Annotated in this window: 19 protein-coding genes; 11 read left to right on the top strand and 8 right to left on the bottom strand. The window is 60.7% G+C overall.

Features of this window, described 5'->3' with window-relative positions:
• The first annotated feature begins 222 nt into the window (after window positions 1-222).
• A complete protein-coding gene (locus AABA86_RS10880; RefSeq protein ID WP_018319193.1) occupies window positions 223-471 on the top strand; it encodes a hypothetical protein in 249 nt (82 codons plus the stop codon).
• Window positions 472-665: 194 nt separating this feature from the next.
• A complete protein-coding gene (locus AABA86_RS10875; protein WP_338306697.1) occupies window positions 666-935 on the top strand; it encodes a DUF6894 family protein in 270 nt (89 codons plus the stop codon).
• On the opposite strand, the gene AABA86_RS10870 is transcribed toward AABA86_RS10875, so the two are convergent.
• From AABA86_RS10870 to AABA86_RS10860, 3 genes are all read right to left on the bottom strand, one after another.
• Entirely contained in the window at window positions 929-1135 is a 207-nt protein-coding gene (locus AABA86_RS10870) for a hypothetical protein (RefSeq protein ID WP_212250235.1), read from the bottom strand. The genes AABA86_RS10875 and AABA86_RS10870 overlap by 7 nt on opposite strands.
• Entirely contained in the window at window positions 1132-1332 is a 201-nt protein-coding gene (locus AABA86_RS10865; RefSeq protein ID WP_212250233.1) for a hypothetical protein, read from the bottom strand. The genes AABA86_RS10870 and AABA86_RS10865 overlap by 4 nt, the downstream gene beginning before the upstream one ends.
• A gap of 274 nt (window positions 1333-1606) precedes the next feature.
• Window positions 1607-2071: a GNAT family N-acetyltransferase gene (locus AABA86_RS10860; protein WP_095425714.1), complete on the bottom strand. Its 465-nt coding sequence runs from the start codon at window positions 2069-2071 to the stop codon at window positions 1607-1609.
• A 213-nt stretch (window positions 2072-2284) separates the two neighbouring features.
• Here AABA86_RS10860 and AABA86_RS10855 point away from each other — a divergent pair, with 213 nt between their 5' ends.
• From AABA86_RS10855 to AABA86_RS10840, 4 genes are all read left to right on the top strand, one after another.
• Window positions 2285-3019 carry a DUF4261 domain-containing protein gene (locus AABA86_RS10855; RefSeq protein ID WP_338306696.1) on the top strand — a complete coding sequence of 245 codons (735 nt, stop codon included), beginning with the start codon at window positions 2285-2287 and terminating at the stop codon, window positions 3017-3019.
• Window positions 3020-3076: 57 nt separating this feature from the next.
• Window positions 3077-3703 carry an imm11 family protein gene (locus AABA86_RS10850; RefSeq protein WP_246550575.1) on the top strand — a complete coding sequence of 209 codons (627 nt, stop codon included), beginning with the start codon at window positions 3077-3079 and terminating at the stop codon, window positions 3701-3703.
• On the top strand, window positions 3700-4176 hold the full coding sequence (locus AABA86_RS10845) for an imm11 family protein (protein ID WP_338306695.1): 477 nt from the start codon (window positions 3700-3702) through the stop codon (window positions 4174-4176). The genes AABA86_RS10850 and AABA86_RS10845 overlap by 4 nt, the downstream gene beginning before the upstream one ends.
• Before the next feature lie 451 nt (window positions 4177-4627).
• Complete coding sequence (locus AABA86_RS10840) at window positions 4628-6265, top strand: AHH domain-containing protein (protein ID WP_338306694.1); 1638 nt, start codon at window positions 4628-4630, stop codon at window positions 6263-6265.
• Here the strand turns inward: AABA86_RS10840 and AABA86_RS10835 are convergent.
• Window positions 6256-7056: a hypothetical protein gene (locus AABA86_RS10835; protein ID WP_338306693.1), complete on the bottom strand. Its 801-nt coding sequence runs from the start codon at window positions 7054-7056 to the stop codon at window positions 6256-6258. The two genes, AABA86_RS10840 and AABA86_RS10835, sit on opposite strands and share 10 nt — an antisense overlap.
• A 367-nt stretch (window positions 7057-7423) precedes the next feature.
• On the opposite strand from AABA86_RS10835, the gene AABA86_RS10830 reads away from it, so the two are divergent.
• The gene (locus tag AABA86_RS10830) at window positions 7424-8176 is read left to right on the top strand and encodes a hypothetical protein (protein WP_212250222.1); all 753 of its coding nucleotides are present in this window, start codon (window positions 7424-7426) and stop codon (window positions 8174-8176) included.
• A 122-nt stretch (window positions 8177-8298) separates the two neighbouring features.
• Here AABA86_RS10830 and AABA86_RS10825 read toward each other — a convergent pair whose 3' ends face one another.
• From AABA86_RS10825 to AABA86_RS10815, 3 genes are all read right to left on the bottom strand, one after another.
• Window positions 8299-9834: an FAD-dependent monooxygenase gene (locus AABA86_RS10825; RefSeq protein WP_338306692.1), complete on the bottom strand. Its 1536-nt coding sequence runs from the start codon at window positions 9832-9834 to the stop codon at window positions 8299-8301.
• Window positions 9835-10075: 241 nt separating this feature from the next.
• The gene (locus tag AABA86_RS10820) at window positions 10076-10420 is read right to left on the bottom strand and encodes a response regulator (protein WP_338306691.1); all 345 of its coding nucleotides are present in this window, start codon (window positions 10418-10420) and stop codon (window positions 10076-10078) included.
• Between the two features lie 134 nt (window positions 10421-10554).
• A complete protein-coding gene (locus AABA86_RS10815) occupies window positions 10555-10752 on the bottom strand; it encodes a hypothetical protein (protein WP_212250216.1) in 198 nt (65 codons plus the stop codon).
• A gap of 473 nt (window positions 10753-11225) precedes the next feature.
• Here AABA86_RS10815 and AABA86_RS10810 point away from each other — a divergent pair, with 473 nt between their 5' ends.
• Window positions 11226-11546 carry a hypothetical protein gene (locus AABA86_RS10810; RefSeq protein WP_445083461.1) on the top strand — a complete coding sequence of 107 codons (321 nt, stop codon included), beginning with the start codon at window positions 11226-11228 and terminating at the stop codon, window positions 11544-11546.
• Window positions 11547-11684: 138 nt separating this feature from the next.
• A complete protein-coding gene (locus tag AABA86_RS10805; protein ID WP_338306689.1) occupies window positions 11685-12059 on the top strand; it encodes a hypothetical protein in 375 nt (124 codons plus the stop codon).
• A gap of 3 nt (window positions 12060-12062) precedes the next feature.
• Here AABA86_RS10805 and AABA86_RS10800 read toward each other — a convergent pair whose 3' ends face one another.
• On the bottom strand, window positions 12063-13031 hold the full coding sequence (locus AABA86_RS10800) for a hypothetical protein (RefSeq protein ID WP_338306688.1): 969 nt from the start codon (window positions 13029-13031) through the stop codon (window positions 12063-12065).
• A 169-nt stretch (window positions 13032-13200) separates the two neighbouring features.
• Here AABA86_RS10800 and AABA86_RS10795 point away from each other — a divergent pair, with 169 nt between their 5' ends.
• Both AABA86_RS10795 and AABA86_RS10790 read left to right on the top strand, forming a co-directional pair.
• Complete coding sequence (locus AABA86_RS10795) at window positions 13201-14019, top strand: M23 family metallopeptidase (RefSeq protein ID WP_338306687.1); 819 nt, start codon at window positions 13201-13203, stop codon at window positions 14017-14019.
• Between the two features lie 352 nt (window positions 14020-14371).
• Entirely contained in the window at window positions 14372-14800 is a 429-nt protein-coding gene (locus AABA86_RS10790; protein WP_212250470.1) for a GNAT family N-acetyltransferase, read from the top strand.
• The last annotated feature ends 61 nt before the right edge of the window (window positions 14801-14861 follow it).

Below are 14861 nucleotides of genomic sequence, written 5' to 3'. Positions count from 1 at the left end.
GAGCACCCCATCGGACGAAACACGGCTGAAACATTGCTGAAACCAGATCGCCCTGAACTCCGCGCCCGCTCGTGCCGACCAACGGAGCGAAGAGGAGAGACAATCATGATCCAGATCGGTTCGAAGGAAGAAGTTGCGTTCCTGCTGGCGCTGTTCGGCACCCACACCCAGCCGGTGAAGCGGCCGAAGCCGAAATCGCAGCAAAGGTGAAAGGCTGAACCCATGCCAGGTTTGGCCGAATGCCAGAGCCTGCTCAGGCTCCTGATCGCCAGGGGCGATCCCAAGGCCATCCCGCTCGCCAAAGGCGCCATCGATCAGTATCTGAACACGGCGCCGCTCAGCGCCCGCGGGCGCGGCCTGCGCGTGCTCCAGCGCGACGCACTCGACCAGCACGATGTGGCGGTCGGCGTGCAGCGCTCGTTCGCCGAGACGGTTGATGCCTATATCGAGCACAAGCTTGCGGAGGAGTAGGGGGCTGCGCAAGCAGGCATAGTCCGTGTCTTGCCGGATCGATCCTTGGCAGCTTCCCTTGGCAGCTTCCTTAGGCAGCTTCCCTTGGCAGCGTCCCTTGGACGGTGTTCCCGGAACCCGTTGATCCCCAGCGAATTTTCGTCTTGTTGGAAACCTTTGCCGTTCTCGGGCCTAATACGGCAAAGGATGCAACAATGCCGCGTTACTACTTCGACCTTCGCGACGACAAGGGAATTGCCCTCGACGAGGAAGGGCTGGAACTGGCCAGCCCGCGCGCCGTTCGGGCCGAGGCGGCCAAGTCGCTTGCCGACATGGCACGCGATGCCGTCCTCTCCGCGCCGCCTGCGGGCGGCAGGCAGACGATGGCGATCGACGTTCGCGACGCCAGTGGACCCGTCATGCAGCTGACATTCTGGTTCGAGATCGAGACTCCGGCATCGCGATCGCAATCAGGCGATCATTGACGCGTCAACGATCGCGGCGGCGACTCCTCGGAATCCAGCACGGCGATCTTCCGGCCGAGCTGCCACACCTCGACCTTGCCGTGGCGTGTGAACTGGCGCGCCAAGCTGAGGGCGGAGGAATCCGACGGGGCTTCGAACGCTTCGGCGGAGCGGAAGACGCCGTTCTCGCCGATCAGATAAGCGCGATATTGCTGCATCATGTCGGTGCTCTCAGGCCGGGGGAGCGCAGCCAGGCCTCGATCTGCATGGCCGTTTCGTCCTGCCGCGCCCGGCGCAGCAGCATCTCGCGGCGGCGCCCCGGCGAAAGCGCGCGTGCTTCCTCGCGACAGCGCGTGGCTTCGTCGGCGAGCCTTTGGGTGAGAGTCTTGGTCTGTTTGAAACGACGGCGCATCAGCATGGCGCTTCTCCCTGTTCGAGGAGGCGGGAGCGCGACTTGGCGTTCTCATCACCGATAAATGCCAAGGGCCTCGCGATGATGGATGAACCCTAGGCCGCAGGAGGCGCCGAGTCTGTATCATAAGATACGCCCGCAAATTAAATTTTCGGGTGTAAGTTCAGTCGCTTGAGGCACTTACTCAATTTGAGTGCGACACGAACCCTGAGTTCACTTTTGGACCAAAGCCGACCCTCGGATCGCTTGCAAGACACCCCCAAGGCGTCCGCGCGCGGGCTCAGGCGCGAAGCGCAAGGTGCAGGAACTGGTTGAAGGCGCTCGCCTGGTAATCGGCGAACGCCTCGCCGTTGACGAAGCCGCGCTTGCGGTACAGCGCCAGCGCCGGCTCGAACGCCGGGCCGCTTCCGGTCTCCAGGCTCAGCCGGGTCAACCCGCGCGCTTCGGCCTCGCGCACGATGTGGTCCAGCAGCAGCGCCGCGACGCCGCGGCGCAGATGATCGGGGTGGGTCCGCATCGACTTCACCTCGGCGCCGCCGTCGCCCAGCTCTTTCAGCGCGCCGATGCCGACGACGTCATCGCCCTCGCGCACCGACCACACGGTGACATCGGGCACCTGCAGCCCCGACAGGTCGAGCGCGAACACGTGGCCCGGCGGCGAACTCGCATGCATGCCGGCGAGATGAAGCGCGAGCAGGCGGCGGGTCGGTTCAGAGGTGAGATCGTCGGGGTGGATTGAGAACATGGGGGACCGTTTGGGAGCTGTGCGCCGGCACTCGAATGCGCCCGCACAATATGAAGCAGAGAAACGCCGATTGACAATGTTCACGTTTTGTTCTAAACTTCAAAATGCTTCAACCGTTGGGCGAGCAATCTGAGATCGCGTCTCGTCCAAGATTATTTCCGCGGGTAGTCGATGAGTAGCTCCCTTCTCGCTTTGGTCTTATTGGATAATCCGGTGACGCCGGACATGTCAGAGGTTGCAGAGGTCCTTCACGCCCGACATCCGGAGTTGGCAACCGAGACGATGGACGACGGGCGTGCACGGCAGGCTCGAGCAAACTCGCCGCTCATTCGTTGCGGCAAAGAGCTCGTTGCCGTCATGTCGATGCCGGCACCCATTCCGCATGATCAGGGGCTGTGGGCGCGCGCCGCCACGACGTGGCCGGAGAGCAAGGCGGTGGCCGCCCGGCATCGCGGTCATCTGGTCGTATCGATGCTCGGAAAGAGTGAGCAACCGCTGGTCGCCGCGCGCGTCACGAGCGCGGTGATCGGCGCGTTGATTGCCACGATGCCGGAATGTTGCGGCGTGGTGTGGGCCAGCCGGGTCGCGCGGCCCACCGATCTTTGGCGCGAAATGTCACGCGATTCATTCGCGCCGTATCCCGACTATCCCTTCAGGCTGTGGATCGACATTCTTCCGTTCCGGTCAGATGCCAAGATCGGCGCGGTCACGATGGGACTGTCCGCATTCGTCGGCCGGGAGATCGAGTTCGTGACCGGTGAGCTCGCGCTGCCGGCGTTGTTCGACAAAGTGGCCGGCCTTTCCGTGTATCTGCTCGAGCATGGAAGCGTGGTGAAGGACGGCGACACGATCGGGGCGAGTGCGAGCGAACGCATTCAGGTTCGTCACAAGAACTCTGATGCGTTTGGCGGGCTGCCGGTGTTTTACTGTACGGATGATTCTGTTTAGATCGGCAGCGTCGGCACACTGCGCCGGCGTGCGCTAGACTTGGATTTGATGAGAAGAATGATGGTTGATTCTCCTGCCGAGAAGCGCCGGGGTAGGGCAAAGGATCGCAGGTTCTATGTCGTCGGTTTGGACTTCAGGTTTCAAACGGCGCCGGGCTGGGAGATGGAGAATCTCGCGGTTCTCGCAGGTGGGCGCCACGTACTCATTCCACCGCCGGGGCGAGGCTTCCCGCCTTTCCCTGAAGCACCGCGACTCGTCATCGACAAATCTCTCGGCCGCGCGCCCGTGGACTGGGAGCTCTTTCACGACTACCGGCTTGTTTCGGATCGGATGAAAAGCCTTCTCGAGGCCCTGGATCCGGAGGGGGTTCGTTTCGTCAGATGCGAGACCCGCTATCGAGACGGCCATGCGGCGCCAACGTATTGGCTTTGTGACATCATCAGGGTACTCGATGCCGTCGACGAGGCGAAATCGGATCTTGAGATCGAGTATCCCACGCCCGATCGTAAGGTTTACAATCTGAGAAAAAGAAGCTGCCTCATCTTCAAAGAGGATAGCGTCGGGGCGGCCCATATCTTCAGGCTTCTCTTCTATCCGATGGTTGTCGGCGACCAAGTCCTGAAGGAGGCGTGCAAGGAAGCTGGCATAAGGGGCATCGGATTCACTGATGCGACCAAGTATTGAGTCCAAGTGCAACTGCTGCTGGCGTTGAAGGCCCATCGCCTGCAGAAAGCCGCGACGAGAGCGAAATTGATTACAGCGGCCTGTATCAGTCATTCGGGATCGATCGTTTGACACGTCGGGCAAAACACCGGCAGAATGGCATCATCGAAAGAATCCGATCAAGCTCGCGGAATCCCGCGGGCTTTTTTGTTGCGCGGTCGCTCGTGGTTTCCGACGGGTGTCATCGCGAGCACGATGTTCAACGAGATCCCGTCATGAGTGACCACGGTCAGAAATATTACGAAGTCATTCCCGGCTACAAACTGGTCTTCAGAGAGGCCGATATCGGCAACGCGCACATCTTTCGCATGGCCTACCAAGATGCGACTGTCATATGCGATCAAGAGCTCAAGGAGGCCTGCAAATCCGCGGGCCTGAAGAGAATTCGGTTTGACTACGCCTCAAAAAGCCGATTTGGGCTCGCGCCTTCCTGAGAAGTGAAGTCCGTTCGCTCGCGGGCGGCTGTGCTTTCTCGGTACGGGCGAGAAACGCCGGCCGCCTTCGCTTCAACGATGACCAGTTCAGGCCTGGCAAATTTCCTCTAGCGGACTCGGCTCGTGCCGGCGCGCCAAGACCCCTTTGCCTGATCTAATATAGAACCTATAGGGCCCATGCTCTTGGGCCGGTGGGCAATTCCGCTCCGCGAGCGTCAACTGCGGACGGTCTGATCGAGCGCTCGCCTGTACGCCATAGCACTTCAGAAATATTGCAAGCTTGTTTGACGAACGCGCAGGCCCAGCCGTGCGGCCGCGCTCGCTCGCTTCGTCCACTCATCGGCAGTCGTGAGTCACGCCGTCGCTGCCGGCCACTAGCCGCCGTTTTCGCCCGTCAGCACGGGCGGACAAACCCCACACTTCAATTTTCGTCTCGCGTGCCTGGCGCCGAATGTTTCGGCGCGCCGCTGAACGATGCCTTGGCGCTGCGCCAGAGGGTAGCATGTTCCAGATCCATCACATCCTGCCGCGGAGCCTTGTTGGTCATCGCGCACTCAAAGTCTTGAGTGATCGCTTCAACCTAGACGGCATCAAGAATCTAATGCATCTGCCGTCAGATCAAAAAGCAGCTCACGAGGTGGAATCAAGCCCTCACACAGGCGGCCACCTCGGAAGCTATAACAAGGTGTTTTGCAAATTCCTTGGTGAACTCGAGGCACACCCATCCTTTGCTGCCGCCCAACAAGGCGATACTGCTGCTCTTGATCAATTGGACGCCGAGATGGGTGACTTTCTCGCCGCGGCCAAGCACGCGTTGGCGCGAGGGCATTTGCTCACCAATACCCCTGTGGGCATGACGCGGGAGGATGCGAACAAGCGTATCGAAAATTGGTACGCTAACTGGAGGACTTATGCCAAAGACAACCAGGACAGCATTCTGCAAATGCGGGATACCGTCGACCAACTTCATTCCGCGGGCGAGCGGGAAGGCGCTCTGCGTGCTCCCGTCCTCTTGCCTCACGGCAACCTCAGTCTTGCGGACAAGATAGCCATCCTGAAGAGATATAGCGACAGTTCACCGATTTCGCAGCACTTTGCCGCTGTCGGGCCTGTCCCTGATCTGCCAGGCTTCGAGGTGCCACCTTTCGATGCGCGACTGCCCGGCTTTGTTCCGCCTGCTACAGAAGATCTGAATCGACCGGAAGGATTTTTGCCAAGTAATCCGCTTCTCCAGTTTGGATTGCCAGGTTTTCCGGCAATCAATCCTCAAGGTTTCGGACAACTACCTCCGACGACGGCTGTCCCCCAAGATCCGTTGGTGCTCAAATTTGATCCGGCAACCGGCTGGGCACTTCCATTCTCCGAACGCTCTCCGATATTAGATCCCGACCCTCCGTCTCAGGCAACGCCGCCGGCGGGCCTCTACAAGGGGGCGGGGCTTGCCGCAGCCGCAGTGTTCGCTCCGGAATTCTTGCCTCTCTGGGCCAGGATGGGCGTTGCTGGGCTAGCTGCTAGCGCACCGACGTTAGCAACCGCTGGGACCGGCGGCGGAGTATTCTCCACGGGCCAGCTCCCATATGATCCATTCAAGCGCGACCAGACGACTTCCAATAGCTATGTTGGCAGCCCAAGTTCGGACCCGTGGGCAAACGTGGGTGTGGAGCAGACAACAGCTGTACCCCCGACGGTGAATCGCCGCGGAGATCAGGACGAGACCTCGAAGGGACCAACTCAACAGTCGCAGGCGCTTCAATCAGAAGCCTCGGGCTACGCCGCATCAGTCGCGCCCGAAGATGTCCGGCGCCTTGCCCGGGTCAACGAGTCCAACGCGGGCAGCGTATTTACGTCCGGGAGTGCGGCGGTCCCGTACCTGCCTTCAACGGAATTCAACGAACGGTTTGGCAGTTGGGCCGTGCCGACGGCTAACAGCGGGCGATCGCAGCCGAGCAAGCCGATCGCTATGTTCGCCGATGAGCCGAGCTACCTCGTTCCACCTCCGATCTTCGGGGTGGACGGTTCGGGCCAACCCCATGGCGACGCTGAGGAGTGGTTCTCGCGCTGGATACGGCCATTGCTTCGTCAGGAGTGAAGACTAATCCGGAGTGGTGTGCGCCGCTCGAGATCCTCTTTTGCACGTCGGGCAAAACACTGGCAGAATAGCATCATCGAGATGAATTTGTTTTGCGCCCGCGACGGATATTGCCGCCGCGGGTTTTTTGCGTCTCGATCCTGAATTGACATGGGTAATTTGAAGGAATTTTCCAAATGACTGACGTAGTGAATGCCAACCTGCTTTCCCAAAACGCTCTCGCGAGAGCGGCCGCTCGCCGAGCGGTGAAGCAACGGACGTTGACCGAAATCAAATCCTTGGCACGGACACATACCGGCGTCGCCATGAAGGCTCTCGTGCAGATCGCGGGTAACAAAGATGCTCCCGCTCATGCACGCGTCGCAGCTGCCACCGCAATTCTGGATCGGGGCTGGGGCAGGCCGTTGCAAACAATCACGAGTGAAGACGGCAAGCCGTTGGAGTTTGTTCATCGCATCGAGCGGGTCATCGTCCATCCCGGAGATAACGTGACGATGGAAGCGCAGATCGAGGAAAGCGTGCAGCGAGTCCCGATCAGTGTTCTCGGAAGCCTCGGGGCGATATGTGATTCCGAGGCGATTTATGAAGAGCGTTGGCTGCATTCGCAGGAGCAGCCATGAGCGAAATACTTTAATGCAGGCGATGGTAACTTCAACGGCACCGTCCACCTCGAAGTCCATATCGCGCGCCATGACACCGCTAATGCAGCCGGTCACACATGCGCCGAACTTCACCACCACGACCAGTTTTGCGAAGACACGTTCATCATGGCTGGTGCCGGAAGACTCCATCCAATAGTTCGCGCAACAGCAATTCCGGGCGATTACCGTCAGCCACGTTGACAAATGGGAGAGAGCAACCGGCCGACCTTCGAAGCAGCGCCAGTGACCCGTAGCAGACTTTTGGCATATTGAGCGGATGCAGCCACATTGCTATGCTTCGTTCCCATCGTGCCTTAGGTCTGATGGGCAGGCTTGATCAGGCTTACGGACTGCAGCCTGCAATTTGGAAATTGGAATTCTTGAAGCCATAGGCCCCGCCTCCGGACGCATTTCAAAAGCGGCCGGGGAATGTTCATGGACGTCATTTCCCTCCGTTCTTCCCCTTGACTCGGAGGCGGGCTTTTTCTGTCAGCTCGATCGGAAAAGTGATTCCGCCATGTCCATTCCAAAAAGCATAACTCAATGCACTTCAGTCAATCGCCACAACAGAAGCACGGCGTGCCACTACTTAGTTGTTTTAATCCTTTCAGTTTGCATCCTTCAGCTCGCAAGCAGTACGGCGCAGACCCAGTGCGCAGCTCGCGATGTTTTGGAGAGACAGCTGAAATTCAAGACACGCGCGTCCGAAGCGCCTCAACGGCTTATTAAATCCGAGCGTGACATTGCGATATGGAAGACAATTGCAATAGGCACGTTCGCCGACTCACTCAAGCTGCGCGATGCAATGGACAGCATGCGATGCAGTGTGGGCGGCCAAGCGGGCGAAATCCTTGCCCGACCGTCCTTTATTACTGCTTCTCAGAAGACAGACATGGAGCTTGCACTCGTCTCCCCGACGCAACTTGGGTTCACGAGCGATAGTGTGACGTTAGCTGACCTATACTCACGGGCTCGAAAACTCGGCTTTGAACTCGCACCGGCAGAGGTCGGACCACAATTGCGCATCCAATATTTCGACCAGCCCGTGGGCGAGTTCCTCATCATCGGAATGGAACCGATCATGACCTGGAGCGGGGATCCGATTATTCTGAATGTAGCAAATGGCGGCGCCGGATTGATCCTCATCGGCCAAGACGGTAGAGCCGAAGCCGAGATACCTGCCACGTCTCGGATCGTTTTTGCGCGCTCGCATAAACTTGCGGCCAATACCAATCTCGTCGATCAAGCTGCTGCAGTTCCGCGCGAGTAAGGAGTGTGATCGCAACTGGCCCATCGGCGACCTTCGATGATGTCCGCTGTTTGTGCTCGTCTGGAGAGACGAGCGGACATCAGGGGCCGCCGAACTAAGCGCCCAATTCAGGAGTACGGGCGCTACGCCGCCGCAGGCGGCCCGAACCACCGCGTCAACGCATCCTCAAGCCCGTGTTGGTTCTCGTTCCCGACCCAGGCCACGTGGCCGTCGGGCCGCACCAGCACTGCGTCTGGCGCGGCGACCTGCCCGATGACCGGAAGCTCCCAGGCGCCGTCGTAACCGGCGTCGACGACATTGATGCGATCCACCCAGGGCGTTGCGGCAACGCCGCCTCTCTTGCCAAAATTGACCAGAACGCCCCGTGCCTCCTGCAGCAGCGAGAATAATCTCAGCTTCTGTCCTTCGACGATAAGATCGAGATCGGGCATGCGCCGCCCGAGCAGCGCGTGGCCTTCGCCGAGATCATAGCGGATGTCGAGCCCGCTCATCATCGCGCCGAAACGTTTGCGCGGCTCGTCCATGCCGAGCAGGTCGGCGATCACCTCGCGCGCGGCCTTGAGGCCGTCGTCGCCGCGGCGGAGCAGGGCGATCTGCGCCATGGTGTTTTTCAGCACGCGCGCGCCGACGGGATGGCGCTCGGCGTGGTAGCTGTCGAGCAGGCTGTCCGGCGAGATGCGATGGACCACCTGCGCCAGCTTCCAGCCGAGATTGACGGCGTCCTGCACACCTAGGTTGAGGCCTTGCCCGCCGACGGAGTGATGGATATGCGCGGCATCGCCGGCGAGCAGCACGCGTCCGTTGCGATAAGTCGCGGCCTGCCGTGCCGCATCGGTGAAACGGGAGATCCAGGCGGGATTGTGCAGTCCGAAGTCGGTGCCGTAGACCGCGACGAGGGCATCGCTGAGATCGCGCAAGGAGGGCTCGCCGGTGCGCGCGAGCGTTGCTTCCGTCACGACGACCAGCACGCGGCCGCTCTCGGTCTTGCTGAGGCCGTGAAAGCCGAGCCCATCATGCCGCAGGCCCCACGCCGGCACCTCGCGCATCTCGACCTCGGCCATGAGGTTGCTGAGCGTCGGTGAGGTGCCGGCAAAATCGATGCCGGCGGCCTTGCGCACCAGGCTGCGACCGCCGTCGCAGCCGACGAGATAGTCTGCGCGCAAGGTCTCGCCGCTGGAGAGCGTCACGTCGATGCCGGTTTCGTCCTGCGCGAAGCCCGTGAGCTCGACATTGCGATAGATCGGCACTTTGAGCTCTTCGACCCAGTCCGCCAGGATGCGCTCGATGCGGCTCTGCCGCAGCGCCAGCCCGTAAGCGTGCCTGGTGGGGAGATCGCTGATGTCGAGCCGCGTCCAGGCAAAGCCCGCGAGCTGGACGATCTGTCCTTCGCGCAGGAAGCGATCGGCAACGCCGCGCTGATCGAGGATCTCGATGCTGCGGGCATGCAACCCGCCGGCGCGCGTGCCGACGAGATCCTGGCTCGCGCGCCGCTCGAGGATGGCGACATCGACCTTTGCAAGCGCGAGCTCCGCGGCCAGCATCAAGCCGGTCGGGCCGCCGCCGGCGATCACCACAGCATGGCCGGGCGGCATCTGGTTCCGCGCGTCGGCTCCCTGTGGCTGACGGCGTAAACGGGACGTCGGAAGCAGTACGGGCATGTCGTGACCCCTCGGCTGGTTGGTTTGGATGTTTCCTGGGTCGGGGGTTCTACGGCAGAGGCGGGGACTTGAAGCAAGCCCGTTGCGCACCACATATTGGGTTGGGAGAAGGGGCTTTCTCTTCCGCTTTCGCCGCGTTGACACGTCGGGCAAAACACCGGCATGATGGCATCATCAGAAGAGTTTGGTTCAGCCCGCGCGGAGCGATCTGCGGCGGGTTTTCTTTTGCGGCATTGGACGGTCAGCAGACGCCTGTGGTCCGCTGCATGATGTCGGCGAGCTCCTCGAACGAAAACGGCTTCCTGATCATCGGAAGGCCGCCGCGCCGGGGCTCGCGACCCGACAATTGCAGCATCTTCAGCTCCGGGCGGACGCGCTTGGCCAGCTCGGCCAGTTCATGACCGTCCATGCCGGGCATGTTGATATCCGTGATGAGGATGGAGATGTCCTGGTTTTGCTCGAGCCGGTCGAGTGCATCGGGGCCGCTTTGGGCGCTGATCACCACGCAGCCGAGATCTTCCAGCATGCCGACGATCACGTCGAGGACGGCGGGATCGTCGTCAACAACCAGGACAGTGTGGCTCATCGCGGGAACGTTCCTTCTGACGAAGCAGTCAACGCGCCTCTTGTCGGGTAAGTTCCCGCAAAGGCCCCGCCGCATGCCGAGACTTCGGGCAGGACACCAGCAGAACGGCGTCATCGAAACGCGCGCCGGTCCCTCTAATCGTCCTTCGATAGATCGCCGGGTTTGGTGGGGATGACGATGGTGCCGCCATCGCCGTGAACGAGATCACGATCCTCGTCCTTTGTCTCGCCCGCGTCTTCGACGATCGCCTCCTTCTCGCGCGCCTTGTCGATGCGCGGCTTGGCTCCGGGCAATTCTCGCGTTGTCTCAGGTGACGTCATCTCAAGTGTCATCAAACCGATCCTCCTGATCGGCTAACTTTCGCCGGGCCTGTAAGTTCGTTTGACACGTCGGGCAAAACACTGGCAGAATGGCATCATCGAAAGAAGTTTGGTTCACCCGCGCGGAGCACGTCCGCCGCGGGTTTTTTCGTCTCGATTTTCGAGATCGGACGGCGGCGGCGCATTACGGCCACGCACTCGTCAAACCTGGAGCGCCGATCGGCGCGCCGCCGTCCGAACCATTGCTGGCCGTGCACGCGCGAACGTGCCGGCCCGCGGCGCCGGGGCCAATCGCCCGCGCCGCTGCGGTCTCCGGGAAGACACGGAGATAGGGTTCGCGCCCGAAACGATCGCGCCTCGCCTTGCGCGATCTGCCGCCGCATTTCTTTTCTTTTGGGAGGAATGATGACCGCCTATCTGATATCGCTCGCGCTCGCGGGCCTGGTCGCAATCGTGCTGTGGGAGATGTTGTCGTGAGCAAGGATATGGAAAACGATCCAGAGAGTGCGCCGGCGGTCAGGAAGACGTCGAGGGCGCGGACCCTGACCGAGATCCGATCTTTGGCGCGCGGCCATACCAGGACGGCCCTCAGGGTTCTCGTCGGCATCATGCGCAGTGACGACGCGACGCCGGCCGTGCGCCTCTCCGCGGCCAACGCCATTCTCGATCGCGGCTGGGGCAAGGCCGCACAACCGGTCGAGGCTGGCGAAGACGGTGCGCCGGAATTGGTCCACCGGGTCGAGCGCATCATCGTGCGTCCGGAGACGATCGGCAGCGAGGATGCTCGTCCGCGCGATGGTAATTGATCGAGCTAAGATCAGCTCTCGCTCATGCCGTCGCCATGCAAGCGCTGCAACTCGTCCGGACAATAGGCCATCGGACTTCCGGGGAAGTAAACCCTACGGTTGACGATGTTCTTGTTGCGTCTATGAAATGCAGTCTCCATGAACGCGGGACTCTATCTGCTCCCGAGCATCGATGATGAGTATCTGTCCGATATTGCAGATACACTGGCGCAGGACCCGAGGGCGAAGATCATGAGCCAACACCGGCTACCTATCCCGGACACACTGCGCGGCATCCAGCGGGACTATGCGTTCATCGGTGGAGGATACGATACGCCGTCGGAACGTGTGCGGCGTCCGCAGTCCGGACTAGCTCTTGAAGCCACAGGTCGAGCGGTGGGCGTGCCCGAGCGTCCTGCAGATCGTGATGCCGTAACGCCGGATCAAAGCTCGACGTTTGCCGGGCGGTTTGGCGATTGGATTGCGCCTCTGGCCCGCGCGGAAGCACCCCGCCGCGGACTTTCGTTTCGGTGATCCCTAGTTCCCGGTCTGCTTGCCGGTCCGGCGCTGCCTGGCATAGGCGCGTTGCACCTGGTCGCCGCAATAGGACAGCTTTCGGCCATCGCCGGTGAAGTGTCCGTCCTTGATGATCCAGAGGATGACGGTCCTGTCGTCGGTCTTCTTGAACATCAGGTTCTCGCGTTCCGGAGCCGTGTCCACATTCGGTACGCTGACGGCGTCCCTGTCTGAAGCCGGCTGCAATGTGCAGTCGGCGCCGATCCGGACCGTGTCGGGAAGCTGAACCCGGGTGCGGAAGATCTCGCATCTGTTCGAGGCCGTGACGATCGACTTCCTGGCGAACGCAACGACCGTGTCGCTGAAATTCGCGCAACGTTCCTCGAAATCGGCGCCTGCCGCGGCGTAGACGCCATCTTGCGGATGAGCGCTCTTGAGAGTGAGCTCCACTTCGGCCTTCCGCTTGGCTTCTTCGGCCTTCTGCCTGGCCTCTGCCTTGGCTCTCAGCGTGGCCTCAGTAAGCGCGCGCTGGGTCTTCGGAGGACAGTAGGCCGCACGCCAGGGAGGATCCTTGAGCTTCCCGTTCAGGCTCTTCTGAACGGAGATCGCTGCCGGATCGAGCTGTTTGATGAACATGATCTCGTTGAATCTTCTACTATCCCAGTTGGGGTCGCGCGGGTTGAGGTTCTGCGCCAGATTGTAATCGTCACAGACCATGTCAACCTTCAGTGAACCCGGCCCGAGATCGTTGATGTTCTTGACCTTGCAGACCCATTCGTAACCGCTGACCGATTTCCTGCTGAGATCGATTGTCAGTCCGCCACTTTCATCGCAGTTCGACTGGAAGCTCTTGCCAGGTTCGGCGTAGACGCCGGCCTTGGGGCGCCACTTTTCGAATGTGGGAGCAGGCTGTTCCTGTGCGAAGGCAGGAAGTGCCAGAGCAACCGTCGCAGCCGCAGAGAGACTTCCGCGACGAATAGCTCCTTTCATGTCAGCCCCCCATTTGTCGGCGCACGCGGTATGTCCTCCACGAAACCACCGCGCGAAATAGTTAGTCAATTAGCGAGAGTTGAGCAAGCCGTCGCCCGCTGGTGAAACGGCGAGGGCGGCTGCTTGTCAATTCGCGTGAATCTCTCTCGCTCTCACAAGGATTTCCAAGATGTGGGACGACATGATGCGACGCATTCTTCAGCCTGTCGGGGACATCTCGCCTCATGTCACGAGTCCATACGCCGCGGTGACAGGCAGGCCGCGCGGAGCAAGCAACCCGCACCGGGGCATCGATTTCAATTATGTTGGTGGTCAAAGCGCTCGGCTGAACACGAACCACCCGGAATTGCGGTCTCCCGCGAATGGCGTCGTCGAGCGCGCCGGTGACGATCAATGGGGGACAATCTCGATCAGAGACAACAACGGCTTGCGGCACCAGATCCTGCATACCAACTCTCGGAAGGTGAAGGTTGGCGATGTGGTTGCGGCGGGTCAAGTGATTGGCACGATGGGCAATACCGGTGTCTTTGATAAGGACGGTAATCCAGGGCACCACCACGTCCATTATCAAATCAAGGATCCGGCGGGTAATGTTCTCGACCCCGGTGCGTTTGCCGATGTGCTGGGACCGTTCGATCCAATTCCCGCGCCGGCCTACATTCCGGAGTATCAGCGGTATCTGCAAGACGCAGATATGGTGCCGCGGACCCGTGCCGAAGATGTGCGGGTCTTGAGGAGGATGCCTGCCGGAAAATCGGATCGATCTGCTTTCAACTCGAATGATCCCGTACCGGTGCCCGCTATTCCGCCCGACGCTTCGTTTCCGTCTTCGCCACAAAACGACTTTGCAGGACGATACGGAACCTGGCCTTCGCCTGCCGGAGGCGGCGTTTTTGCTGGTGCCAGTCAAGCTCTGCAACGACAACCCGACACTCCAAACACCGAAGACTGGTCTGCGATGTGGCGCAGGCGCACCGGCTTGCCCTAGGGCGAGCGAGCGTAGCCATTGTCCATTCTGAAAATTCCGAGGCCAAGAACTTCGAGGCGTTGCTGAAGCCTACGACCGAAGGCGTCTGTTGCGAACGCGGCACTCCGCGCGATTTTGATCTACCACACATCTCTAATTGAAATTCAGAGCTGACTTCCAGCACCTGCGGCGCTGGCGAAAGAGCGTGGAACAGGCGCAGAGCTACACCTTCAAGGCGGTGATCACAGTCATTGCGACCGGTCTGATGGGTGCGGTCTGGCTCGGGATCAAGGTCGTGCTGGGCAAGTGAGCCTCGACCGCCATGGATTCGCCGGTTGCGCACTCCCGATCACCCCTGCAAATAGGCTATCCCATGTACAGAATTCGTATCGTCGATGCGGACGACGATGAGACCGCCGAAATTCTCGGCGATCTGCACCGGCTGACATTCTTCGGTGGGGCAAACCTGCCGCAGTTCGAATCGGGATCGTGGTGGCTCGGCTACCACGATGATGACGCGGTTGCCTTCGCCGGCGTCGTGCCGTCGACGCATGCACGAAACAGCGGATATTTTTGTCGGGTCGGCGTCTTGCAGCGGCATTGGGGGCGGGGACTTCAGCTCAGGCTGATGCGGGCGATCGAGGCGCGAGGGCGGCGTCTTGGATGGGACAGCATCGTCTCCGATACGACGGACAACCCGGTATCTGCCAATAATTTCATCCATGCGGGTTATCGGCTGTACGAGCCCGAATCGCCCTGGGCCTGGTCGCATACGCTTTATTGGCGAAAGTGGCTGCGCTGAGTAATTGGAGTGGTTTCCCGTGATGCGGAACGTGACCTTCTCGGACTAGAGTGGCTGCGCA

This window comes from Bradyrhizobium sp. TM233, from assembly GCF_036247965.1.
Classification (GTDB): Bacteria; Pseudomonadota; Alphaproteobacteria; order Rhizobiales; family Xanthobacteraceae; genus Bradyrhizobium; species Bradyrhizobium ottawaense.
The sequence above is the reverse complement of the archived record's forward strand: the minus strand, read 5'-3'. Positions and strand labels throughout refer to the sequence as shown.

Bases quoted from the DNA above. Each gene is read 5' to 3' on its own strand.
- AABA86_RS10880 (WP_018319193.1), top strand. From the start codon at position 223: ATGCCAGGTTTGGCCGAATGCCAGAGCCTGCTCAGGCTCCTGATCGCC.
- AABA86_RS10875 (WP_338306697.1), top strand. From the start codon at position 666: ATGCCGCGTTACTACTTCGACCTTCGCGACGACAAGGGAATTGCCCTC.
- AABA86_RS10870 (WP_212250235.1), bottom strand. From the start codon at position 1,135: ATGATGCAGCAATATCGCGCTTATCTGATCGGCGAGAACGGCGTCTTC.
- AABA86_RS10865 (WP_212250233.1), bottom strand. From the start codon at position 1,332: ATGCTGATGCGCCGTCGTTTCAAACAGACCAAGACTCTCACCCAAAGG.
- AABA86_RS10860 (WP_095425714.1), bottom strand. From the start codon at position 2,071: ATGTTCTCAATCCACCCCGACGATCTCACCTCTGAACCGACCCGCCGC.
- AABA86_RS10850 (WP_246550575.1), top strand. From the start codon at position 3,077: ATGATGGTTGATTCTCCTGCCGAGAAGCGCCGGGGTAGGGCAAAGGAT.
- AABA86_RS10840 (WP_338306694.1), top strand. From the start codon at position 4,628: ATGTTTCGGCGCGCCGCTGAACGATGCCTTGGCGCTGCGCCAGAGGGT.
- AABA86_RS10835 (WP_338306693.1), bottom strand. From the start codon at position 7,056: ATGGAGTCTTCCGGCACCAGCCATGATGAACGTGTCTTCGCAAAACTG.
- AABA86_RS10830 (WP_212250222.1), top strand. From the start codon at position 7,424: ATGTCCATTCCAAAAAGCATAACTCAATGCACTTCAGTCAATCGCCAC.
- AABA86_RS10825 (WP_338306692.1), bottom strand. From the start codon at position 9,834: ATGCCCGTACTGCTTCCGACGTCCCGTTTACGCCGTCAGCCACAGGGA.
- AABA86_RS10820 (WP_338306691.1), bottom strand. From the start codon at position 10,420: ATGAGCCACACTGTCCTGGTTGTTGACGACGATCCCGCCGTCCTCGAC.
- AABA86_RS10815 (WP_212250216.1), bottom strand. From the start codon at position 10,752: ATGACACTTGAGATGACGTCACCTGAGACAACGCGAGAATTGCCCGGA.
- AABA86_RS10810 (WP_445083461.1), top strand. From the start codon at position 11,226: ATGGAAAACGATCCAGAGAGTGCGCCGGCGGTCAGGAAGACGTCGAGG.
- AABA86_RS10805 (WP_338306689.1), top strand. From the start codon at position 11,685: ATGAACGCGGGACTCTATCTGCTCCCGAGCATCGATGATGAGTATCTG.
- AABA86_RS10800 (WP_338306688.1), bottom strand. From the start codon at position 13,031: ATGAAAGGAGCTATTCGTCGCGGAAGTCTCTCTGCGGCTGCGACGGTT.
- AABA86_RS10795 (WP_338306687.1), top strand. From the start codon at position 13,201: ATGTGGGACGACATGATGCGACGCATTCTTCAGCCTGTCGGGGACATC.
- AABA86_RS10790 (WP_212250470.1), top strand. From the start codon at position 14,372: ATGTACAGAATTCGTATCGTCGATGCGGACGACGATGAGACCGCCGAA.